General features: G+C 40.7%; 21 protein-coding genes. 11 read left to right on the top strand and 10 right to left on the bottom strand.

From position 1 onward, the window contains the following. The first annotated feature begins 13 nt into the window (after window positions 1-13). The 6 genes from HB679_RS03375 to HB679_RS03350 all read left to right on the top strand — a co-directional run bounded on the left by HB679_RS03375 (window position 14) and on the right by HB679_RS03350 (window position 4,509). On the top strand, window positions 14-730 hold the full coding sequence (locus tag HB679_RS03375) for a CDP-alcohol phosphatidyltransferase family protein (RefSeq protein WP_214070520.1): 717 nt from the start codon (window positions 14-16) through the stop codon (window positions 728-730). Between the two features lie 12 nt (window positions 731-742). After that, window positions 743-1,306, top strand: a complete 564-nt coding sequence (locus HB679_RS03370) for a DUF4833 domain-containing protein (RefSeq protein WP_214070519.1) — start codon at window positions 743-745, stop codon at window positions 1,304-1,306. Window positions 1,307-1,356: 50 nt separating this feature from the next. After that, a complete protein-coding gene (locus HB679_RS03365; RefSeq protein WP_255547531.1) occupies window positions 1,357-1,935 on the top strand; it encodes a sterol desaturase family protein in 579 nt (192 codons plus the stop codon). A 2-nt stretch (window positions 1,936-1,937) separates the two neighbouring features. Beyond that, window positions 1,938-2,876, top strand: coding sequence for a phosphatase PAP2 family protein (locus HB679_RS03360; protein WP_214070517.1), 939 nt, complete (start codon window positions 1,938-1,940; stop codon window positions 2,874-2,876). Window positions 2,877-3,040: 164 nt separating this feature from the next. Beyond that, entirely contained in the window at window positions 3,041-3,814 is a 774-nt protein-coding gene (locus tag HB679_RS03355) for a hypothetical protein (protein ID WP_214070516.1), read from the top strand. Window positions 3,815-4,035: 221 nt separating this feature from the next. After that, complete coding sequence (locus HB679_RS03350) at window positions 4,036-4,509, top strand: CAP domain-containing protein (RefSeq protein WP_214070515.1); 474 nt, start codon at window positions 4,036-4,038, stop codon at window positions 4,507-4,509. Here HB679_RS03350 and HB679_RS03345 read toward each other — a convergent pair. The 10 genes from HB679_RS03345 to argS form a co-directional block, all read right to left on the bottom strand. Further along, window positions 4,506-4,736, bottom strand: coding sequence for a DUF1456 family protein (locus HB679_RS03345; RefSeq protein WP_255547530.1), 231 nt, complete (start codon window positions 4,734-4,736; stop codon window positions 4,506-4,508). The two genes, HB679_RS03350 and HB679_RS03345, sit on opposite strands and share 4 nt — an antisense overlap. A gap of 24 nt (window positions 4,737-4,760) precedes the next feature. Beyond that, window positions 4,761-6,062 (bottom strand): DEAD/DEAH box helicase, encoded by a 1,302-nt coding sequence (locus HB679_RS03340; RefSeq protein WP_214070513.1) that lies wholly within the window; start codon window positions 6,060-6,062, stop codon window positions 4,761-4,763. Window positions 6,063-6,097: 35 nt separating this feature from the next. After that, a complete protein-coding gene (locus tag HB679_RS03335) occupies window positions 6,098-7,477 on the bottom strand; it encodes a putative oxidoreductase C-terminal domain-containing protein (protein ID WP_255547529.1) in 1,380 nt (459 codons plus the stop codon). Window positions 7,478-7,491: 14 nt separating this feature from the next. Further along, window positions 7,492-8,040 (bottom strand): DUF4337 domain-containing protein, encoded by a 549-nt coding sequence (locus tag HB679_RS03330; protein ID WP_214070512.1) that lies wholly within the window; start codon window positions 8,038-8,040, stop codon window positions 7,492-7,494. Between the two features lie 97 nt (window positions 8,041-8,137). Next, a complete protein-coding gene (locus HB679_RS03325; protein WP_214070511.1) occupies window positions 8,138-8,398 on the bottom strand; it encodes a hypothetical protein in 261 nt (86 codons plus the stop codon). 37 nt (window positions 8,399-8,435) lie between these two features. Continuing rightward, window positions 8,436-9,113 carry a pseudouridine synthase gene (locus HB679_RS03320; protein WP_214070510.1) on the bottom strand — a complete coding sequence of 226 codons (678 nt, stop codon included), beginning with the start codon at window positions 9,111-9,113 and terminating at the stop codon, window positions 8,436-8,438. A 3-nt stretch (window positions 9,114-9,116) separates the two neighbouring features. After that, complete coding sequence (locus tag HB679_RS03315) at window positions 9,117-9,587, bottom strand: nucleoside triphosphate pyrophosphohydrolase family protein (RefSeq protein WP_218625285.1); 471 nt, start codon at window positions 9,585-9,587, stop codon at window positions 9,117-9,119. A gap of 94 nt (window positions 9,588-9,681) precedes the next feature. Continuing rightward, a complete protein-coding gene (locus HB679_RS03310; RefSeq protein WP_214070509.1) occupies window positions 9,682-9,918 on the bottom strand; it encodes a hypothetical protein in 237 nt (78 codons plus the stop codon). A gap of 234 nt (window positions 9,919-10,152) precedes the next feature. Beyond that, entirely contained in the window at window positions 10,153-10,929 is a 777-nt protein-coding gene (locus tag HB679_RS03305) for a DUF1080 domain-containing protein (protein ID WP_214070508.1), read from the bottom strand. Window positions 10,930-11,543: 614 nt separating this feature from the next. Further along, the gene (gene argS, locus HB679_RS03300) at window positions 11,544-13,307 is read right to left on the bottom strand and encodes an arginine--tRNA ligase (protein WP_214070507.1); all 1,764 of its coding nucleotides are present in this window, start codon (window positions 13,305-13,307) and stop codon (window positions 11,544-11,546) included. A gap of 141 nt (window positions 13,308-13,448) precedes the next feature. On the opposite strand from argS, the gene HB679_RS03295 reads away from it, so the two are divergent. From HB679_RS03295 to HB679_RS03275, 5 genes are all read left to right on the top strand, one after another. Next, the gene (locus tag HB679_RS03295) at window positions 13,449-14,903 is read left to right on the top strand and encodes an arginine deiminase family protein (protein ID WP_214070506.1); all 1,455 of its coding nucleotides are present in this window, start codon (window positions 13,449-13,451) and stop codon (window positions 14,901-14,903) included. Between the two features lie 44 nt (window positions 14,904-14,947). Then, window positions 14,948-15,877 carry an arginine deiminase-related protein gene (locus HB679_RS03290; protein ID WP_214070505.1) on the top strand — a complete coding sequence of 310 codons (930 nt, stop codon included), beginning with the start codon at window positions 14,948-14,950 and terminating at the stop codon, window positions 15,875-15,877. An 82-nt stretch (window positions 15,878-15,959) separates the two neighbouring features. Further along, the gene (locus HB679_RS03285) at window positions 15,960-17,357 is read left to right on the top strand and encodes an arginine decarboxylase (RefSeq protein ID WP_214070504.1); all 1,398 of its coding nucleotides are present in this window, start codon (window positions 15,960-15,962) and stop codon (window positions 17,355-17,357) included. Between the two features lie 150 nt (window positions 17,358-17,507). Then, window positions 17,508-18,359 (top strand): DUF1080 domain-containing protein, encoded by an 852-nt coding sequence (locus HB679_RS03280; RefSeq protein ID WP_214070503.1) that lies wholly within the window; start codon window positions 17,508-17,510, stop codon window positions 18,357-18,359. 317 nt (window positions 18,360-18,676) lie between these two features. Continuing rightward, window positions 18,677-19,834: a HAMP domain-containing sensor histidine kinase gene (locus HB679_RS03275; RefSeq protein WP_214070502.1), complete on the top strand. Its 1,158-nt coding sequence runs from the start codon at window positions 18,677-18,679 to the stop codon at window positions 19,832-19,834. The last annotated feature ends 16 nt before the right edge of the window (window positions 19,835-19,850 follow it).

Raw genomic sequence — 19,850 nt, 5'->3', positions numbered from 1 at the left:
ATATCAATAATTAATGGCACAGCAAACTTCCTTACGTACAAACCTTCAGCTTGGCATTTACAAGGTGATAGACCCGTTTGTTAAAATTTTAATTAAACTTGGCCTTACCCCTAACGCGGTTACTACTATAGGCTTTGTATTAAACATTGGTGTGGCAGTAATATTTGTCATAGGCGGCGAAGAAGGCAATCGCGGCGATTTAAGTTACATAGGCTGGGCCGGCGGATTGATTCTTTTCGCAGGATTATTTGACATGCTTGATGGGCAGGTTGCGCGCTTAGGTAACATGAAATCAACCTTCGGTGCATTATATGATTCTGTTTTAGACAGATATAGTGAATTGATTATGTTCTTTGGTATTTGCTATTACCTGGTAGCACAACATTATTTCTTGAGTTCGATTTTCGCTTTCATTGCTTTAATTGGGTCGATGATGGTAAGCTATGTACGTGCCCGCGCCGAAGGTCTGGGTGTTGAAATTAAAGGCGGGTTAATGCAACGCCCCGAGCGGGTAATTACTATAGGCTTATGTGCTATTATTTGTGGCGTGAGCTCGCTATATATTGGCGGCAATTATAAGTTATATGTACCGGGTATTAAGTATCATATTTTTGAGACGATGTCGATTTTCACTATACCTATTACTTTGCTGGCGCTATTAACCAATATCACAGCATTTAAAAGATTAACAGACGCTAAAGCCGCATTGGAGAAGCAAGAGAAGAATTAACGTTGCCTATTGATGAGATTATCTATTATACTACTGTTTACTACCGTTTGTTCTTTTCTACAAATCAATCAGTCGAGGGCGCAACAGATCTTGCCGCCACCTTATATAGACGAAAACAAATTTGCGGCCCCGGCAGAAAACATTCAACGCTTATTTTATTTGCAGCGCCTGCCCAACGCCAATACAATAATTTACGAATTGAATGCACCAAACGGGCGCCTTGATGAAGATGAGCCTATCCACGCCTATTGGATACGTTATGCAAACAAAGGAGAGAAAGAAGACCTGAATTATATACAGCGTAAATTCGCATACGGACTGACGATAAAAAAGTTGAGTAATGATCAGTATGATGTCAGATTTGTATCATACAAAAAATTTCAGATGCTGTTGATGAAAGCAAACGACGGAAAATATCATATCTTCGCAACACTTGCACAGAAGCAAATGATGGTTAATCGTATATTTGCAAAAATAGAGGGCGGCTCTTTTTGGGTGCCTAATATTGTTTATGTTGAGTTTAGGGGGACCGATCCAAACACAGGCAGAGAAATCATAGAACGTTTTAAACCCTGACAATAACCATGGCAAAAAATTTTATATCAAATTCACAAGAATCAACAAGAATGTTTAAAAACGACTTGTTGGAGGCTTTATCAAAAGTTCACTTTCTGGTGCCGGTATTTATTTTTGTACCGGTAATTTTAGTCAGTACCTACATTGCGCTATTTGTAAAGCAAATAGGTATACTGGTTTATATCGAATACTTTTTTATCGGCCTTTTTGTGTGGACGTTTGTTGAGTACATTATGCACCGTTTTGTATTCCATTATGTACCGAAAAATAAAATTGGCTTACGTCTGCATTTTATTTTTCACGGCGTACACCATGATTACCCGAGCGATGCTAAACGTTTAGTGTTACCCCCATCGGTAAGCATCCCGTTGGCTACAGCGTTTTACTTTTTGTGGAATGCAATATTGCCAGCCAACTATGTCTTTGGTTTCTTCCCGGGATTTATTTTGGGATACCTGTTTTATGATATTTCTCACTATGCTATCCACCACTTTAATTTTAAGGGTAACATCTGGAAAAAAATAAAACAGCACCACATGCTGCACCACTATCAAACCCCCGAAAAAGGATATGGTGTAACCTCGCCCCTGTGGGATAAGATTTTCCGTTCAGATTTTATAAAAAAATAAAAATGAATGGTGCTGTCGCTAAAGGCCCGGTAGTTAATGCCAAATCAATTTTAACGGTTACAATTCTTTCTATAGCTTATCTGCTGCTGTCTACATGGGTGGTAGGTTTTAAGTCAGACCAGGTAGTATTGGTTATCATATTCAATACGCTATTCTACGCGTCTACCATTACTCGTAAATTTATACTGGGTTTCAGCATTTTCATTGTCTATTGGATCCTTTTTGATTATATGAAGGCTTTCCCAAATTACAAATTCAGTGCTATACACATAGCCGACTTGTACAATACGGAAAAGCATCTGTTTGGCATTCATTTTAAAGGCCAATTACTTACACCCAATGAATACTGGAAAGCTAATTCAACCCACACACTCGACATCATTGGCGGCCTGTTCTACCTTTGCTGGATCCCGGTTCCGCTCGGTTTTGCCACTTATCTTTTCTTTAAAAAACGTCGTGAGTTTTTGCTATTTGCCATGACGTTTTTTGTGGTGAATTTGTTGGGCTTTGTGGTTTATTACACCTTCCCGGCCGCACCACCATGGTACATTCAGGAACATGGATTTACCTTTATTCCCAACACTCCGGGCAATACCGGCGGCCTGGCCAGGTTTGATCAATTCTTCAACGTACATATCTTTCAATCTATCTACCAAAAAGGCTCAAACGTTTTCGCAGCTATGCCGTCTTTGCACTCGGCCTATCCTATCATTGTGGTTTACTACGCGTTCAAAAACCATGTAGGGCCAATGAAGATAGTTTTGATAACCGTTATGGTTGGAATTTGGTTAACGGCTATCTACACCAGCCACCATTATGTTTTAGATGTTTTAGCCGGCATCACTACGGCTATTATTGGTATTAACTTCTGTAATTTTCTCTTTTTTAAAGTACCTGTGTTAACCCGGTTTCTGGACAGTTACGAAGCTTTCATTCGTTAATAAAAAGACAACTGTATAGTTTTCTGTACTAATATTTTTATATTAAAATAATTTACCCTACATTTAGTTCCCTTTCACAATAACATCTTCCTTAAATACAATTAGTTAGCTAACCGGGCATACTATTTGCATTTAGATTGACAGGCTGTGTAAAGCGGTATTATATGAAGAGACTTACTATACTTGTCATCACCTTATTATTTGGATTAAAATCATTTGCCTTGAGCTTGCCTGCCGACAGTGCGTCGCGCCAGCCTATGCCAATGACTACCAATATCGATACTTTAAAACAGCTTCTTCAAATCACTACTTCCGACACGGTTAAATCAGCCATTTATACCCAACTAGCCGCACAATATTTAAATTACGATAACCTGGATAGCAAAACTAAAAAAGCTTACCAGGCACAGGCATTAACTTATACTTATCAGGCATTGCATTTATATTCGGGTATGAATGATACCATTGGCCTACGTACCTCTTTTGATGCGTTGGCACGGGTTTATCGTTCGCAACGTAAATATCCACAGGCTAAATGGTTTATATTGCAGTCTAACACCTTATCAAGGGCAAAAAAAGATGTTCCAAATATCATGGCATCGTTGCTGGTATTGGCTAATATCAAAATGGAGATTAAAGACTATACTTTAGCTATGCGCGATTTGAATGAAGCCTTGACCCTATCCAAAGAAAACCATTACGCTAAAGATGAGTCAAAGGTGCAGGATGGCTATGTTTTATTGTATACGCATTTAAAAAATTATAGTAAGGCAGACATCGCTGCCAAACGGCGCGACTTCATTAATGACAGCCTGCTAAAAGGCGAGCAACGTTTACTGGCCAAAGCTCAAGATACTTTGCAAGTCAAAAAAAAAGTATCTACCGTCAGCAGGAAAGCTACCAAACTAAACTATACCAGGAGAATAGCCTCGTTATAGTTCTGGTTATTGCCATTGGACTTATCAGTTTATTTGCCATCTTTTACCGCTTACGCAAAAAGCGAAAGAAACGAAAAAAATAAACCCGCGTTCCCATCGTTAAGTATTCATATTTATCAAGAATGAAGTATCTGATTTTTTTGTGTGGGCTTTTCTTAACGTTGCACATTTCAAACACATATGCGCAATCGCTGGGTAGCGATAAATTCAAAAAAAAGTTTTTGGAATTAATTAATAGAACCCGTGCAGTAGGTTGCGACTGCGGCAGTACCCATATGCCTCCTGCCCCACCATTAGTGTGGAATGACGACTTAGAGAAAGCAGCAAAAGCACATGCTAAAGACATGGCTTCTGAAAAATACTTTAGCCACATCAGTAAAAACGGCCACGATGCCATGAATCGTGCCGAGGATGCAGGTTATAAGCACGACGGCTATCAAAGCTTTACCGTAGGCGAAAACATAGCTCAGGGGCAGACTAGCATAGAACAGGTTACAGACGGCTGGTTTCACAGCGAGGGGCACTGCCGCAACTTAATGAATCCCGATTTTAAAGAAGTTGGTATATGGGTAATGAATCTTTATTGGGTACAGGATTTTGGTGGCCGTACAGAATTTTCGGCAGCCATGAAGCAAATGATCAAAAGCGGCAAAGCCAAAATTATGCACAGCTCAACGCGGGAAGTTCCTCGTTAGGATTTTGGGGTATCTGACGCTTTCGGTGGGCGTGGGCCGCGTTGATGAATGATTAATCCGTTTAAAAAGTTACGCAATATCTGGTCGCCGCAAGGCTTAAAGTTAGGGTGATCTTCGGCCCTGAATATCGCCCCCAACTCTGTTTTGGTAATGCGAAAGTTTGCCAATTCTAACACTTTTACAATATCGTCGTCGGTAAACTTCATGGCTACCCTTAGCTTTTTCATTATATCGTTATTGCTCATATGCTATTATTCAGATATTTCAATCTTAACTTTTTTATTCTTTATCTTTTCGTTTTTAAGCCGTTGTAGCAGTTTTTCAATCTGGTTACGTTTAACAGCAACATACGAGGTTTTATCCAACACTTCTATTAAACCTACATCTTCTTTAGCCAGCTCGCCTTTCTTCATCAATAGGCCAACAATATCTACTTTATTAACCTTGTCTTTTTTGCCGGCAGCTATGTACAAAGTTAACCATGAGGTAGCCTGCGGCAATGATAATTTTGCAGGCAATTCTTCCAACTCCGGCGCTTTCTTTAAATATTTTGGCAACTCATCATCAGCCAACACTAAATAAGCGGTGCCCTTGGCGTGCATGCGCGCAGTGCGGCCATTACGATGAGTAAAAGCTTCTTCGGTGGGTGGTAACTGATAATGAACGATATATTCAACCTCAGGGATATCCAATCCCCGCGATGCTAGGTCAGTCGTAATCAATAACCGATAACTACCGTTTCTGAATTTTATCAAAGCCCGCTCTCTATCCTCCTGCTCCATGCCGCCGTGATAAAGGCCGTTGGCTATACCATGGTTCCACAACAGATCACTGATGCGTTCTACAGCTTCACGATGATTACAGAATACTAGTGTAGAGTGGTTCCCTATTTTACAAACCAGCGCAAGCAGTGCTTCCAACTTATCTGTCGCAGCAGTTTTAATGGCTTTAATGCTGATATCTGGCGCAGTAACTTTGTCGCGCAAAAAATCAATCTGTACAGCATTATGAACGCCGGTAAAAGCCGGTATCTCATCCATTTTTGTGGCCGATGTTAATATACGCCTGCCCAAATGAGCCAATTGGCCAATAATCATGGCCATATCGTCCTGAAAGCCAAATTCCAGAGCCTTATCAAATTCGTCCAACACTAATGTATGGACAGCTTCTGTACTAAAACTTTCGTTGCGTACGTGATAGGCTATCCGTCCCGGCGTGCCAATCAGTACCGCTGGTGGTTGCGATAGGTTATTCTTTTCAATTTTGGTTGAATGCCCACCATAGCAGCAGTTTACTTTAAAACCTGTGCTCATTGCTTTAAAAACTTGTTCTATCTGTAAGGCTAATTCGCGGGATGGCACCAATATCAACACCTGCACCTGGTTAGTGTCAGCATGGATTGATTTTAGAACAGGGAGTAAAAAGCCCAGTGTTTTGCCCGAGCCGGTTGGGGATAATAAGATCAAATCACGCTTAGCGTCGGCAGCAAGAGCAGCATTCTGCATCTCGTTTAATGCCGTTATTTTTAACTTACCAAGCGCTTCTTTTATCATGACGCAAAGATACGCCTAATTGCAGAAAAATCGGGTTATTCTTTACTCTTACCTTTTGATAATGCCAGTGCGGTGGTGGTTGTATAGTACTTAGCAATCATGTCAGGCACTTCCCAGGCTGGCATATCGCCATCTCGTAAATAACCCAGGTATTTCTCTGTAACGCGGCCGAAATGCGCCTCGTGACCGTCTTTATATTTTTCGGGGATGATAACCTCCCATCCTTTGTCATTCTTTTTTAAATCAATGCCGGCATATTTTTTTTGCAGGTCTTTCAAGCGCGCCATTAACAACTTCTCATAATCTGCCGATGGATTGACAGGCTCGATATACAGCGTGGGCAGATATTTCTCTGTCGCGGTTTGGCGCACATACAAATCAGCTTTAGAACCATGCAAAACCGAATTCTGACTATCGCCGCTGTTATCAGGCGCAGCATAGGCCCATTTAGCTGTGAGCTTAACGTTAACGCCAAATAGCCTATAGTTGACTGATCCGTTTGCGTAAACTTTCAGGATAGTGTCTTTAACTACATTGTTTTTCAAAAAGTCGGGGAAACCATCCAGTTTAGTTATGGCCTTAAACTGGCTTAACGTAACATACGACGGCCACCGGCGGGCATTATTAAATTGAATGTCCTTTTTATAGTTAATAATCTTATCCGGGAAACACTCCCATTGCGTTAAATCAACCAGGTGCGTACCAACATCCTGCAAACCTTCGCCCTGTTGTTTGGTGTCAAAAAACCAGTCAGGTCTGCTCAGTACATTACCCGATACATATTTATAAAAGTAGTGTACACTCTGCATCTCAACGCCGGGGTTTTTAGGCGTACCCTTTTTCAGATCGCCAAATACCTCCGGAATCATGGCAAACTCGCGCTGTAAAGTGTTGGTAATCTCATAACGCTCGGTCATGATATCGTACAATACCAATTTCTTTTTAGCGGCGTTTGTAAATGCCTCTTTCAGCATTTCAAAGTGCTCTGCATCAATAGCCATCGGTTTATCGCCCAATACATTGAAACCTGCGTCTATTGATTTTTTGATATACTCGGTCTTTTTGCGATTGTTACCGGCCATGACCACCACGTTGCCTTTTTTTTCGGCAATCATCTTTTCAAAAAAATCAGGGCCGGTATATACTATTTCGCTCCAATGCGTAGGGTCGGCTTTGCGAAAGTTGTACGCGTCTATTTTATCCAGATGAGATTTAACATCAGGACCTTTGGGTGCATAAACATAAACGTCAGACTCAATATCAGGTAAAGTGGTCTTTTGAACTAATGCGGCATGAAAATGCCCCGGATCTAAGGTGATGAGTTTCACCTTTTCGTCTTCCTGAAGTTGAGCGTGAGCCGAATAGCTGATGAACATAGCAGCCAGCAAAGCATATTTACCTACAAAACTCTTCATAAGTTGATATCAATTTAAAATAGCAATCCCTGCAATAAAAAAACAATTCCAACACAGGCAAAGCCCATACTTACCAGCCATAAACTCTTGCGCTTAACAATGATAGATATGGCCCCAATAGCGATGGAGATCTGAAACATAGTAATACCATGCGCAAAAATGCTATGCTTCTCGCTATGCATGGTCGATTCTTTTTGAAAGTCTTCGGCTTTTTCTTTGATCTCAGCCTGCTCTTTTTTGTTCGCAGCAATTTTAGCCTGATCTTCCGCTATCGCGGGTTTACCAAACGCTACCAATAATTTATTAGCCTCGCTTAGTGTTTCAGATTTAATGCCTTTGGCCTGGTAAAATGCCCATTGGTCAGATGAATGAATTTGAGCCAGCATGGCTTCATCTGCGTGCTCGCCGGCCAATAAGCCTGTTATGGCAGCCAATACCGCAATTAATGCTGTAGAGAGCGCTACAAACAACACCCAGCGCTCTTTACCCTCCTGCAGGATGTGGTGAGCATGTTCATTACTTTGTTCGTGAATTTTTTCCGAGTAATCTTCTATTTCGTCCATTTTAAAGGATACAGTAATTTAAGTTCGATGGTATAAAGGTAAATTTAGGAATGTTTACCTGCAATACCTGTAAATTTACCTTTACATTAAGAAGCGTTTAATTGCGAGTATCATTTACTTTGATAAAGCCTGCAATTTCTGCCGCGTCCTGATGGGTTAGATCACCCATACCGGTGTATTCCCATTGTTGCATTTGGTCGTCAAACACAATATCGCCCATGCCTACCTCGCCTTCAGTAAGTTTGAACACGCCTGTCGAGTATAAATTACCACCGGCGACATTTTGGTTTACCGGGGTAATGGTGATGTTATGCTCTTCACCATCTTTATAAATTGTATAATTTAACGGATCTGTCATGCCTTTACTACAATATACTGTCGCGTTTGTTTGGAATTTACCAGCCCATCAGCTGCATTACCCGGTCAAATTCGCCATTTACAGCTGCGTCGATGTTAACCTCTACATCGGTTACCGGATGTTTAAACTTTAGCTGCGAGGCGTGAAGCATTAATGTTGTCATGGCCCAACGTTCTCTGAAAAGCTTATTTTGCTTATTACAGCCATGTGTGGTATCGCCTATTATAGGATGATTGACGTGACTCAGATGTTTTCTGATTTGATGCATACGGCCAGTAGAAGGTTTAACTTCTACCAACGAATATCTGGAGGTATCATGTTTGCCAAGTGGAACTGGCAACTCTGCCTGTTTTAAAGTAGAGTAATGGGTAAAAGCGTCCTGTAAAGTGCCATTTTCTTTTTTCAGCGGATAATTAATGTCCTCTGCATCTGGCGTGTGCCCCCTTACAATTGCCAGGTAAGTTTTGCTAACGCGATTATCAGCAAATAGCTGTTGCATAGCTATCTCGATGTCCTTATCAAACGCAAAAAGCAATACACCGCCGGTTGCCCTGTCTAACCTGTGAGCGGGATTTACTTTGGCGCCTACCTGATCTCTTAACAATTGCAACGCAAATTCACTGGCGTCGGCAGCTATGGTAGAGCGATGTACCAGTAAACCATGCGGTTTATTTATAGCAACCAGATAGTCGTCCTGATAAAGAATATCCAGCATCAATTAGCCTAATATCTTGCCCAAATCTGCAGGCGAATAATTGATCGATTTCAGTGTTTTATCGTCCTGGGTACGATAAACCAGAAACAGGCCATCAATTTCTTTATGGTATGATTCGGTATTGTCTTTGCCTTTATAATGCGCAATGGTAGCATCAGCCTCTTCAATGGTCTTGCAGGCTTTGCTCATATTTGAGCGATGCACTTCGTCAAAAAGTTCTTTGAATTTTTCGCCTAAACCAAATTCCAGTACAGCGCCGGATAGTACGTACTGCAGGTCGCATAACGCATCGGCTATTTCTACCAGGTCATTGTCATTAATGGCTTGCTGTAATTCCTTCAGTTCTTCGGCCAGCAACTCAACGCGTAACTTACATCGTTCAGGGGATGGTATAGTAGGCTCAGGCAGTATAGGGTGTTTAAATGTAGTATGAAATTCTGCTACCTGGTTCAGTGAATTTAGATCTTTAATCATGATAAGCTTGTATTATAAATTAGCTGCGGATATCGAATCCTTTACGTCGCTAAGTTATAAATAAGGCGCTACTTATCAATAACAGGTTAGTAATTCACGGAACATACACATCGCCGCGTTTCAAAGCTCTAACTACATTTACTTTAACTGTAAAATAAATATCATTGGCATCTGTAAGTGTATAGATTTTATACCCAGTATGCCACTCTCCTACTGTTGAAACATGAAAAGGCTGTGGATGCCGGCTAAATACAACTTGATTGTTTATAACCTCTTTTTCTGACGAACATGCAAAAAATAGACAGCAAAAAACCAGGGGAAGTTTTTTCATGATTGTTGTGATTGATTAAAGAACAATTGTTAATTGCTTAAATATAATAATTTACTATTAGTTGAAAATCAAATGATGTAAAAAAATAGCGACAATAGGGATTTCTTAATATTATTTTAAAAATTCCTCAACATTTAGCTCATTCTCTCAATCTGTTTCAAACAAAAAAGCCATTTTAGTGAAAATTGTTTCACCAAAATGGCTTTTTATTGAAATATGTCTAAAAAAATATATTTACAGCTCTCTTACCCAGATATTACGGTAACTAATTGGTTCGCTATGATCTCCATGTGCCTGTAGCTTAATTGGAGCAGGACCATGTTTAGCATTGTCATAGGTTGGATGACCAACAAATACGGTTGGACCCAATAGCGATACATTATTTTGTACCAATACGCCATTAAACAAAACCGTAGCTCTGGCAGGAGTTTTAACAGAGCCGTCATCATTAAATGTCGGTGCGGTCCAGATCACATCATAAGTCTGCCATTCGCCGGGTGGCTTTGCCGGGTTAACCAATGGAATAAATTGTTTATAAATACTACCGGCCTGGCCGTTTACATAAGTTTTATTTTTGTAAGAATCAAGTACCTGCAGTTCATAACCAGCGTCGCCCCCACCCAGAGATGCCAGGAATACGCCACTGTTACCACGTGCCTGATCGCTGCCCGTAATATTGGTAGGTATGCGCCATTCTACATGCAACTGATAGTTCGAAAATGATTTTTTGGTTTCGATATTTCCGCTATGTTTATTAACGGTCAGTATGCCATCAGCAACGTTCCATGAAGCCGCATCACCACGATGATCAGTCATAGTCCACTGGTCAAGACTTTTTCCATCAAACAATACCGTTGCGTCTGACGGAGCGTCGGTGTTGGTTTTTCCCGGGGTAACTACATTTGGAACTGGTTCGTAAACTTCAGTATCCTCATGCTTCATTTGAGCATTAGCTACCAACGTACTTGCTGCAAGTATCGCTGCCAGCAATAATGATTGTTTTTTGTTCATAATTTTTAAAGATGTTTGGTTAACAAACATAATAAAAAAAGTCATCTCGTATATATAAGATGACAGTTGTGTATAGTATACTAGAAAGTGGTTGTTTTTTTGAACACCAATATTAATTTTGACTTAACCTAAAGCAATATGGCTAAGCTACCTGGCTATAATTAAATTTCGAAAACTGATTAAGCTTTGGTGCATCAAAATAGCGCTGCTTTGTATTCTCATTCAGGTCCCGTTGGGCTTTTTTATCAGACATGCGCATTGTAACACAAACCCCTAAAATGGTTGATATCAATACAATATTTATTTTAATCCTATTATATCGCATGCGTTCGGGATCCGAATATGATAAGTTGCGATGATAATTTTGATGATTTGGTAAAATTATATCTTTCATGTTTCAATTTTTCAATAAGTAGATGCAGAGTCGTTTGAATTAACACAATATTCGGGCCATTTTAAATATTATTTCTTCGACTTATTACATATTTATTTATACGCTATTAATAGCGAATAAGTTCAGTCTTTAAATAGATATAGTGTAATGTTAGATGTTTTAGTTAGTAGCCTTACGATTATAGCCCACTTTAAAACCGTAGGTTTTTAATCGACGAAAATCACATGCGCTCCGGCACTAGTATCCCTAACAAAGCCATTGCCCTACTAATAACTTTTGCCGATGATGCTGAAAGCTTTAATCTAAACTGTTTCACTAATTCATCTTCGGCTTGTAATATAGAATGTTCATGATAAAACTTATTGTAGCCCTTAGCCACCTCATAAGAATAATTGGCCACCAATCCCGGATTGTAGCCGGCAGCAGCTTGTTGTATGATACCCGGAAATTGAGTTAATAGTAAAATCAGATCACGTTCTTCGGGCGCTAGTTCAGCAGGTTCTGTTTCTACGCCGGTAATAGTTGCCCTGTTTAACACTGACTTTATACGAGCGTGTGTATATTGTATAAATGGCCCGGTATGTCCCTGGAAATCTACAGACTCGTTCGGATCAAACAATAAACGTTTTTTTGGGTCAACTTTTAACAAGAAATATTTCAAGGCCCCCATACCAATGGTGTGGTACAGTTGTTCTTTTTCTTCGTCGCTAAAATCATTAATCTTACCCAAAGCCTCGGTTTGTTCTTTGGCTGTTGATTCCATTTCGGCAATCAAATCATCAGCATCAACCACAGTTCCTTCACGAGATTTCATTTTACCAGAAGGTAGATCAACCATGCCGTACGACAAGTGATATAATCCTTTGGCCCAGCTTTTACCCAGTTTTTGAAGGATCAGGAATAACACCTTAAAGTGATAATCCTGCTCGTTACCCACTACATAAATAGACTCGTCCATTTGGTAGTCGTCGTATTTCAGCTGCGCGGTTCCCATGTCCTGGGTAATATAAACCGAAGTACCATCGGCACGTAATACCAGTTTTTGGTCAAGGCCTTCATCAGTCAGATCAATCCAGACCGAGCCGTCTTCTTTTTTAAAGAATACGCCGCTTGCCAGGCCTTCTTCAACAATATCTTTTCCTAATAAATAGGTGTTGCTTTCGTAGTAATATTTATCAAAGTTCACCCCCATTTTATGATAGGTTGTTGCAAAACCTTCATATACCCAGCCATTCATGGTTTGCCACAGGTCAATTACTTTATCATCACCTGCTTCCCATTGCAAAAGCATTTCTTGGGCTTCTTTAATTAAAGGGGCATTCTTTTTAGCTTCTTCTTCGGTTTGGCCGGCTTGCTTTAGATCATCAATTTGCTTTTTATATTCTTTGTCGAAAATTACATAGTACTTACCTACCAAATGATCACCTTTTTCGCCGGTCGACTCAGGCGTTTCGCCATTACCAAACTTTTGCCAGGCCAGCATCGATTTGCAAATGTGTATACCCCTATCATTCACCAAATTAGCTTTAATAACCTCATAACCTGCAGCATCCAGTATCTGCGTAACTGAATATCCTAAAAGATTATTACGCACGTGGCCCAGGTGCAGCGGCTTATTGGTATTGGGCGATGAATATTCGACCATCACCTTTTTACCGTTGGGCTTAGCTACGGCAAAATCATCGGCAGAAATAACTTTATTTAGTTGATCGATCCAATAAATGCTGACTATAGAAATATTTAAAAATCCTTTTATTACGTTAAACGCCGATACCTCACTCAGTTCATTTTTCAAATATTCTCCGATCTCGGCGCCCGTTTGCTCCGGCGATTTTTTAGAGAACCTGGTGAACGGAAAAGTAACAATGGTAACCTGCCCTTCAAACTCCTTGCGCGTTTCCTGCAAGCTGATATCAGACGGATTGATGTCTGTTTGATACAGTGTTTTTACGGCTTTAACAGTGGCATTAATAATAAAATTCATGCGGCAAAATTAACAATTTAGTCGGGAAATCTGGTTAAAGATTAAGCACTGCTATTGCTACGCTACAACAAATCTGAAATCAAAACATCATTAATTGAAATCATAATTATTCTGAATAGCTTTGTGACATTAAATACCTATATGATACTACCCGGTAAAGATTTCAAGTTAGATGTAAGTTCAGAAATTGGCGACCTGCGCGCCTTGTTGATTCACAGCCCCGACAGCGGCCTTGGGCGGGTAGTACCTTCTAAAGCGCAAGACTGGCTTTTTGAAGACATTGTACACCTGGACAGCATGCGTAAAAACGAGTATGATTATTATGTTAAACTGCTGCTTTACTTTTTAGATCCGGCTAAAATAAAAGGCAAACTAAAAGACATTGATGCCCGCGAGAATGACCGAAACTTTTTTAAACCAGATCATCAAGAGTTTTACGCGTCTGATAAAGTTATAGAGATACAAAGTCTGCTGGCAGACATTTTGGAGGATGAGGATATCCGCAACAAATTAACAGCATCGGTTTGCGCTATAGAAAGTTGCAATTATCGCCTGCAGCAAACGCTGACAGACACCGCTCCTATCGAACTGGCCAAAATCTTTATATCAGGGTCATTGGATAGCAACGAGATGATCTTTGCACCTATCCCAAATTTGATTTTTTCGAGAGATATCGGCATCGCTATAAATAATTATATGCTGCTCAACAAACCGGCAAAAAAAGCCCGCTCGCGCGAGACTTTGCTGGCCCGTTATATTTTCTTTAATCATCCGCTATTTGCCGGTTACCGGCATAACATTTTGGAGATCCCTGAAACCGTACAGCACTTTCTACGCCCCGGCGAGGATCAGGACGAAAAGACAACACTGGAAGGCGGCGACGTGATGATGATCAGCGCTGACCATTTAATTATTGGTTGTAGTGAGCGTACGTCTGTAAGCGGCGCCAACGAGGCTATTAAACTACTTTTTGCCAACGATGTAGTTAAAAAGATCACCATAGTAAAAATTCCGCATCGTCGTGATTATATGCACATTGATACGGTGTTTACCCAGGTTAAACGCAATGTTTGGGTGTTGTTACACTCGTTGGCAACTACGCAAACACCCGCCGAGGACAGTGAGCCTATCGCTTGGTTTGCCGATAAGAAGGTGAAGGAAAAAGATCGTACAGATATCATCCAATTTGAAAAAGGAAAGAAAAAGCCGCATACGTTTAATAGTATAGAAGACTTGCTCAATGACATCAGCCAAAATGATCTAAAAAGCCAGGAACCTACTAAGTTTATCTACTCAGGCAATGATACTTTCCCTTACGATGCACGTGAGCAGTGGACAGATTCTTGCAACCTGTTAGCGATCAAAGAAGGAGTTGTTTTAGGTTACGACCGTAATGATAAAACGGTTGAAGCATTTAAGAAAAATGGCTTTCACGCAGCAAAAGTTAAGGACCTGCTTAAGAAGTTTGAGAACGATGAGGTTGATCCACAGAGTTTACAAAACACATTGATTCTGATGCCATCGGCAGAACTTTCCCGGGCACGGGGCGGATTTCATTGCATGAGCATGCCGTTGCAACGGGATACAATTGTTTAACAATTATTAAAGGTTGGTGTTACATTGATTATATATTGTTGTAAATGCAAGCTACTTCAAACCTGTTAATGATACGCCCGGTAAGCTTTGGTTTTAACGAGCAGACTGCCGGAAACAATGCTTTTCAAATTCAAAGCGCAGATCAGCAATCTGTGCAGATTAAAGCTCTGGCCGAATTTGATGGCTTGGTTAAAGTTTTGCGTGATAACGGCGTGTCGGTCACCGTTATTGAAGATACTCCTCAGCCCTACACCCCCGATTCTATTTTCCCGAATAATTGGGTGTCATTTCATGCTAATGGCGATGTGTTTATGTATCCCATGCAGGCAGAGAACCGACGATTGGAGCGTCGCGAAGATATTATTACCCAATTGGAAGACAATTTTAAAGTCAGACATGTATTGGACCTGAGCCATTTCGAACATGAAAATAAATTTCTGGAAGGCACCGGCAGCATGGTGCTTGACCGCGAAAATGAAATTGCATACGCCTGCCTTTCGCCACGTACTGATGAAAAAGTTTTATCGGCATTTTCTGAACAAAGCGGATACACTATAGTTAGCTTTCACGCAGCTGACGAGAGAAGGTTAGCTATTTACCACACCAATGTGATGATGGCGATAGGTACTTATTTCGCTATTGTTTGTTTAGATAGCATTACCAATATCATTGAAAAAGAACTGGTTATAGAAAACTTAAAAGCTACCGGTAAACAGATCATTGATATATCCTTCGATCAGATGAACCATTTTGCCGGCAACATGCTGGAGGTTAATAATACCAATGGTGATACACTAATTGTAATGTCTAAAAGCGCTTTTGAGATTTTGAGCTATGATCAGAAAGCGGTATTATCCTCATTTGGAAAATTGATTTACGCCGATATTAACACCATCGAAACCAACGGCGGCGGCAGCGCCCGATGCATGATTGCAGAGGTGCATTTACCTATGGCAGCCAGCAACCAAATTTAATTACAATTCAACTATAAAAATTACACCAACATTTGGGTGTTAATTCCGTTAAAAAATTACATTTTTGCCAAAATTTTAATAAATGCAGAGTTACCAGGAATTTCTTGATTTGAGCGTTGGCTTTCCGCAAGAAGGCTTCGAGATCATTGATGACGAATTGTACTTCCATGACCTTAATTTAATGGAGATGATCGAAACGTATGGCACGCCCCTACGCTTTACATATCTACCCATTATCACCAAGAAAATACAGCAGGCCAAGTTGTTGTTCCAACAAGCTATAATCAAGAACAACTATCGCGGCAGCTACAAATATTGCTATTGCACCAAGAGTTCGCACTTTAAACATATTGTTGAAGAAGCTTTAAAGAACGAGATCCACCTGGAAACGTCATCAGCGTTTGATATGCCGATGATTGATGCGTTGGAGAAAAAAGGTGCCTTAACCAAGGATATGACCGTTATTTGTAATGGTTTCAAAACGTTCCAATACAAACAGTACATTATTGACATGTTGCATGATGGATTTAAAAACATCATCCCCGTATTGGATAACAAGGAAGAGTTTAACCTGTATGATGACGAGATTGAAATGGCAACCCCATGTAATCTGGGCATTCGTATAGCGGCTGAAGAGCAGCCCGACTCGCAATTCTATACCTCGCGTTTAGGTGTGCGCATGGAGGATATTATTGATTTCTATTACAACAAGATAGAGAACAACCCTAACTTCCAGGTAAAGCTACTGCACTTCTTCATTAACTCGGGGATCTCTGATACGCCATATTACTGGAACGAGCTGGAGAAATACGTAACCTTATACTGCAAGTTCAAAAAGATCAATCCCGCATTAGATACATTGGATATTGGCGGCGGCATGCCGTTTAAAGATTCATTGGTGTTTGATTTTGATTACGAATACATGATCAATGAGATTGTGAGCCGTATCAAGGAGATCTGTGCCGAGAATGACACCGAAGAGCCCGATATCATTACCGAGTTTGGTAAATACACCGTTGCCGAAGCTTCAGGCATTTTGTACAAAGTATTGGGCCGCAAGCAGCAGAATGATCGCGAACGCTGGCTGATGCTGGATGGTTCATTCATTACCAACCTGCCTGATGTTTGGGCGCTTAATCAGAAATACATTTTACTGCCCATCAATAACTGGGATTCAGAATACGAACGTGTTAACCTTGGCGGCATTACCTGCGACGGCCAGGATTATTACAACCAGGAAGCGCATATGAACAGCGTGTTCATGCCTAAGACACGTAAGGTGCAATACCTGGGCTTTTTTAATACCGGAGCCTATCAGGAAGTTTTAAGCGGCTACGGCGGCATACACCACTGCCTGCTGCCATCGCCTAAACATGTTATCATTCGCCGTAACCGCGATGAGACGTTTAACTTCGAGGTGTTTGGCGAGGAGCAGAACAGTAAACAAGTACTTAAGATATTAGGGTATACCACTACCTAAGCGCAAGGCCGGTTTAACCGGCCTTTTTTTGGTGATTAGCTATTTTGATAAGTATTGCCGTGCTTAATTCGGTATCATTGCGCGGCGATATAGTAATTTACTTCACTGATTTGTACAAATCGCCTATCTTAGATCAACCAATAACTAATTATGCGCCGTATACTTCCTGCCGCCATTTTACTAAGCTGTTTGGCTCTGAGTTTTACTTTAAAAACCCAAGAACCCAAATGGCAATCTTTATTTAACGGAAAAGATCTGTCCGGCTGGGACAGTTACCTCGGTCCTGATCAGGATGACAACGGTAAGTTTATAACCAAAGAACCATTGGGCCTAAATAACGACCCGCGACATGTCTTTACGGTAATAAAGGAAGATGGTGAGGGCGCTATTCATGTTTCGGGCGATGGCTGGGGTGCGATCATCAGCAAAAACGAATATGAGAATTACCATTTAAGGCTGCAGTTTAAATGGGGCAAACTATTATGGGGACAGAAAAAGAAAGGCAACCGTAAAGATAGTGGATTGCTATATCACTCTGTAGGCCCTTACGGAGCCGATTACGATGCCTGGATGCGCGCGCAGGAGTTCCAGATAGAAGAAGGTAATTGCGGCGACTATTGGGGCTGCGCAGGCGGCACAGCAGATATTCCGGCACATCCGGTAACTAAAGCCGACCCGATGTATGACCCGAAAGCTTCGTTGATCCACTTTACAGAAGGTGCCAAAGACGGCAGGCATTGCACCAAGCAAGGCGCAAACTATGAAGTCCTATCAGGGCAATGGAATACCCTGGATCTATATTGTCATGGCGACACCAGTATTCACGTAGTAAACGGACATTTGACAATAGTTCTATACCATAACAGCCAAACCGACAAAGGCGTAATTACCCCGATGACAAAAGGCAGAATCCAATTACAATCAGAAGGTTCCGAGATTTATTTCAGACGGATTGAGTTGCAGGAGATAGATAGGTTGCCGGCGGAATTAGTGAAGCCCTGATATTTTGGAGCATCTATAATAATGATGTTATCTCGACCAACGGGGAGATCTATACACGTAAGTTACGTAACTTAAAGTACTATGATTTGCATGTATGTAGATTCTCCTTTTAGTCGAAATGACATTTTTTATTTTCACGCATAAATCGCTATCCTGTTTTTCTGTTGGTTGCAATCCGAACTTACAAAATCTCTATAGTGGTGGATAACAGACACCTATTTATTTATTATCATAAATAACTGTGAACCAATTTATTTGTCCGTATCTTTTATCGATTTTTTGGCCGAATAACAAGCTGAAAGATTTCAGAGTCCGATATGAATAGAGAAAATCTTGCCGAACAACTAGCAATTGCTAACACACAATTAAGCGCTTTAACAGCCGAATTGGTATACGAACATGAGGAAAAAGCCAAACGGGCTGCCGAATTAATCGTCGCAAACATTGAGCTGGCTTTTCAGAATGAAGAGAAAGAAAAGCGTGCGGCAGAGTTATTATTAGCCAATACGGAATTACTTTTTCAGAATAACGAGAAAGAAGACCGGGCCAATGAGCTGATCATCGCTAACCGGGAGCTGGTTTTTCAAAACCAGGAGAAACAAGACCGGGCCGATGAGTTGGCAATAGCTAATAAAGAGTTAACCTATCAAAACCAGGAAAAGCAGGACCGTGCTGATGAATTGGTTATTGCCAACAAAGAATTACTTTATCAAAATCAGGAAAAACAAGATCGCGCCGACGAATTGGTAACTGCCAATAAGGAACTGATATACCAAAGCGAAGAACGCGAGAAACGAATTGAAGGGGATGCCAAGAAGGATGAGTTTTTCAACATGGTTAGTCATGAGTTAAAGACACCGCTTACCAATATTAAAGCTATTAACCAGATCCTAACCAGGTCGGTAAATAAGGAAGATCGAATCTACCCCTTTATAATAAAGTCTAATCAAAGTGTTTTACGGCTGGAAAGACTGATCGAGGATTTGCTGGATGTTACCAAGATCAATTCGGGCGAGATAGATTTGAATATAAGCGAATTCTTTTTCGCTGATATATTAAGTCAAAGTATTGAGACGGTGCAACAACTCTCGCCGCAACACAAAATTATATTAGAAAACACGGTAGATATATTTTATACCGGCGACCAGTTCAGGTTGGAACGTGTAGTGATCAACCTGTTAAACAATGCCATTAAATACTCGCCCAATGCAAGCGAGGTAATTGTAAAAGCTTTTGTAGAAAATAGTAAAATAACAGTCTGCGTGCTTGACTCGGGTATCGGTATAGATCAGGAAGATATAGACAAACTATTTAAGCGCTTTTTTAGGGTAAGTAAAATAGCCAACCAGTTTAATGGTGTGGGCCTGGGCCTGTATATAGCCGCCGAGATCGTAAAAAAACATAACGGCACCTTCAGTATTGATAGCGAACCGGGCGTGGGCAGTAATTTTTGCTTTCATTTACCAATAGGTTAATGACACCTTTACATGC

The sequence above is a fragment of the Mucilaginibacter sp. dw_454 genome (genome assembly GCF_018449775.1).
Taxonomy (GTDB): Bacteria; Bacteroidota; Bacteroidia; order Sphingobacteriales; family Sphingobacteriaceae; genus Mucilaginibacter.
The sequence above is the reverse complement of the archived record's forward strand: the minus strand, read 5'-3'. Positions and strand labels throughout refer to the sequence as shown.

Excerpts from the sequence above, each read along its gene's own strand:
- HB679_RS03375 (WP_214070520.1), top strand. The coding sequence starts at position 14 with ATGGCACAGCAAACTTCCTTACGTACAAACCTTCAGCTTGGCATTTAC.
- HB679_RS03370 (WP_214070519.1), top strand. The coding sequence starts at position 743 with ATGAGATTATCTATTATACTACTGTTTACTACCGTTTGTTCTTTTCTA.
- HB679_RS03365 (WP_255547531.1), top strand. The coding sequence starts at position 1,357 with ATGTTTAAAAACGACTTGTTGGAGGCTTTATCAAAAGTTCACTTTCTG.
- HB679_RS03360 (WP_214070517.1), top strand. The coding sequence starts at position 1,938 with ATGAATGGTGCTGTCGCTAAAGGCCCGGTAGTTAATGCCAAATCAATT.
- HB679_RS03355 (WP_214070516.1), top strand. The coding sequence starts at position 3,041 with ATGAAGAGACTTACTATACTTGTCATCACCTTATTATTTGGATTAAAA.
- HB679_RS03345 (WP_255547530.1), bottom strand. The coding sequence starts at position 4,736 with ATGAAAAAGCTAAGGGTAGCCATGAAGTTTACCGACGACGATATTGTA.
- HB679_RS03340 (WP_214070513.1), bottom strand. The coding sequence starts at position 6,062 with ATGATAAAAGAAGCGCTTGGTAAGTTAAAAATAACGGCATTAAACGAG.
- HB679_RS03335 (WP_255547529.1), bottom strand. The coding sequence starts at position 7,477 with ATGAAGAGTTTTGTAGGTAAATATGCTTTGCTGGCTGCTATGTTCATC.
- HB679_RS03330 (WP_214070512.1), bottom strand. The coding sequence starts at position 8,040 with ATGGACGAAATAGAAGATTACTCGGAAAAAATTCACGAACAAAGTAAT.
- HB679_RS03325 (WP_214070511.1), bottom strand. The coding sequence starts at position 8,398 with ATGACAGATCCGTTAAATTATACAATTTATAAAGATGGTGAAGAGCAT.
- HB679_RS03320 (WP_214070510.1), bottom strand. The coding sequence starts at position 9,113 with ATGCTGGATATTCTTTATCAGGACGACTATCTGGTTGCTATAAATAAA.
- HB679_RS03315 (WP_218625285.1), bottom strand. The coding sequence starts at position 9,587 with ATGATTAAAGATCTAAATTCACTGAACCAGGTAGCAGAATTTCATACT.
- HB679_RS03310 (WP_214070509.1), bottom strand. The coding sequence starts at position 9,918 with ATGAAAAAACTTCCCCTGGTTTTTTGCTGTCTATTTTTTGCATGTTCG.
- HB679_RS03305 (WP_214070508.1), bottom strand. The coding sequence starts at position 10,929 with ATGAACAAAAAACAATCATTATTGCTGGCAGCGATACTTGCAGCAAGT.
- argS (WP_214070507.1), bottom strand. The coding sequence starts at position 13,307 with ATGAATTTTATTATTAATGCCACTGTTAAAGCCGTAAAAACACTGTAT.
- HB679_RS03295 (WP_214070506.1), top strand. The coding sequence starts at position 13,449 with ATGATACTACCCGGTAAAGATTTCAAGTTAGATGTAAGTTCAGAAATT.
- HB679_RS03290 (WP_214070505.1), top strand. The coding sequence starts at position 14,948 with ATGCAAGCTACTTCAAACCTGTTAATGATACGCCCGGTAAGCTTTGGT.
- HB679_RS03285 (WP_214070504.1), top strand. The coding sequence starts at position 15,960 with ATGCAGAGTTACCAGGAATTTCTTGATTTGAGCGTTGGCTTTCCGCAA.
- HB679_RS03280 (WP_214070503.1), top strand. The coding sequence starts at position 17,508 with ATGCGCCGTATACTTCCTGCCGCCATTTTACTAAGCTGTTTGGCTCTG.
- HB679_RS03275 (WP_214070502.1), top strand. The coding sequence starts at position 18,677 with ATGAATAGAGAAAATCTTGCCGAACAACTAGCAATTGCTAACACACAA.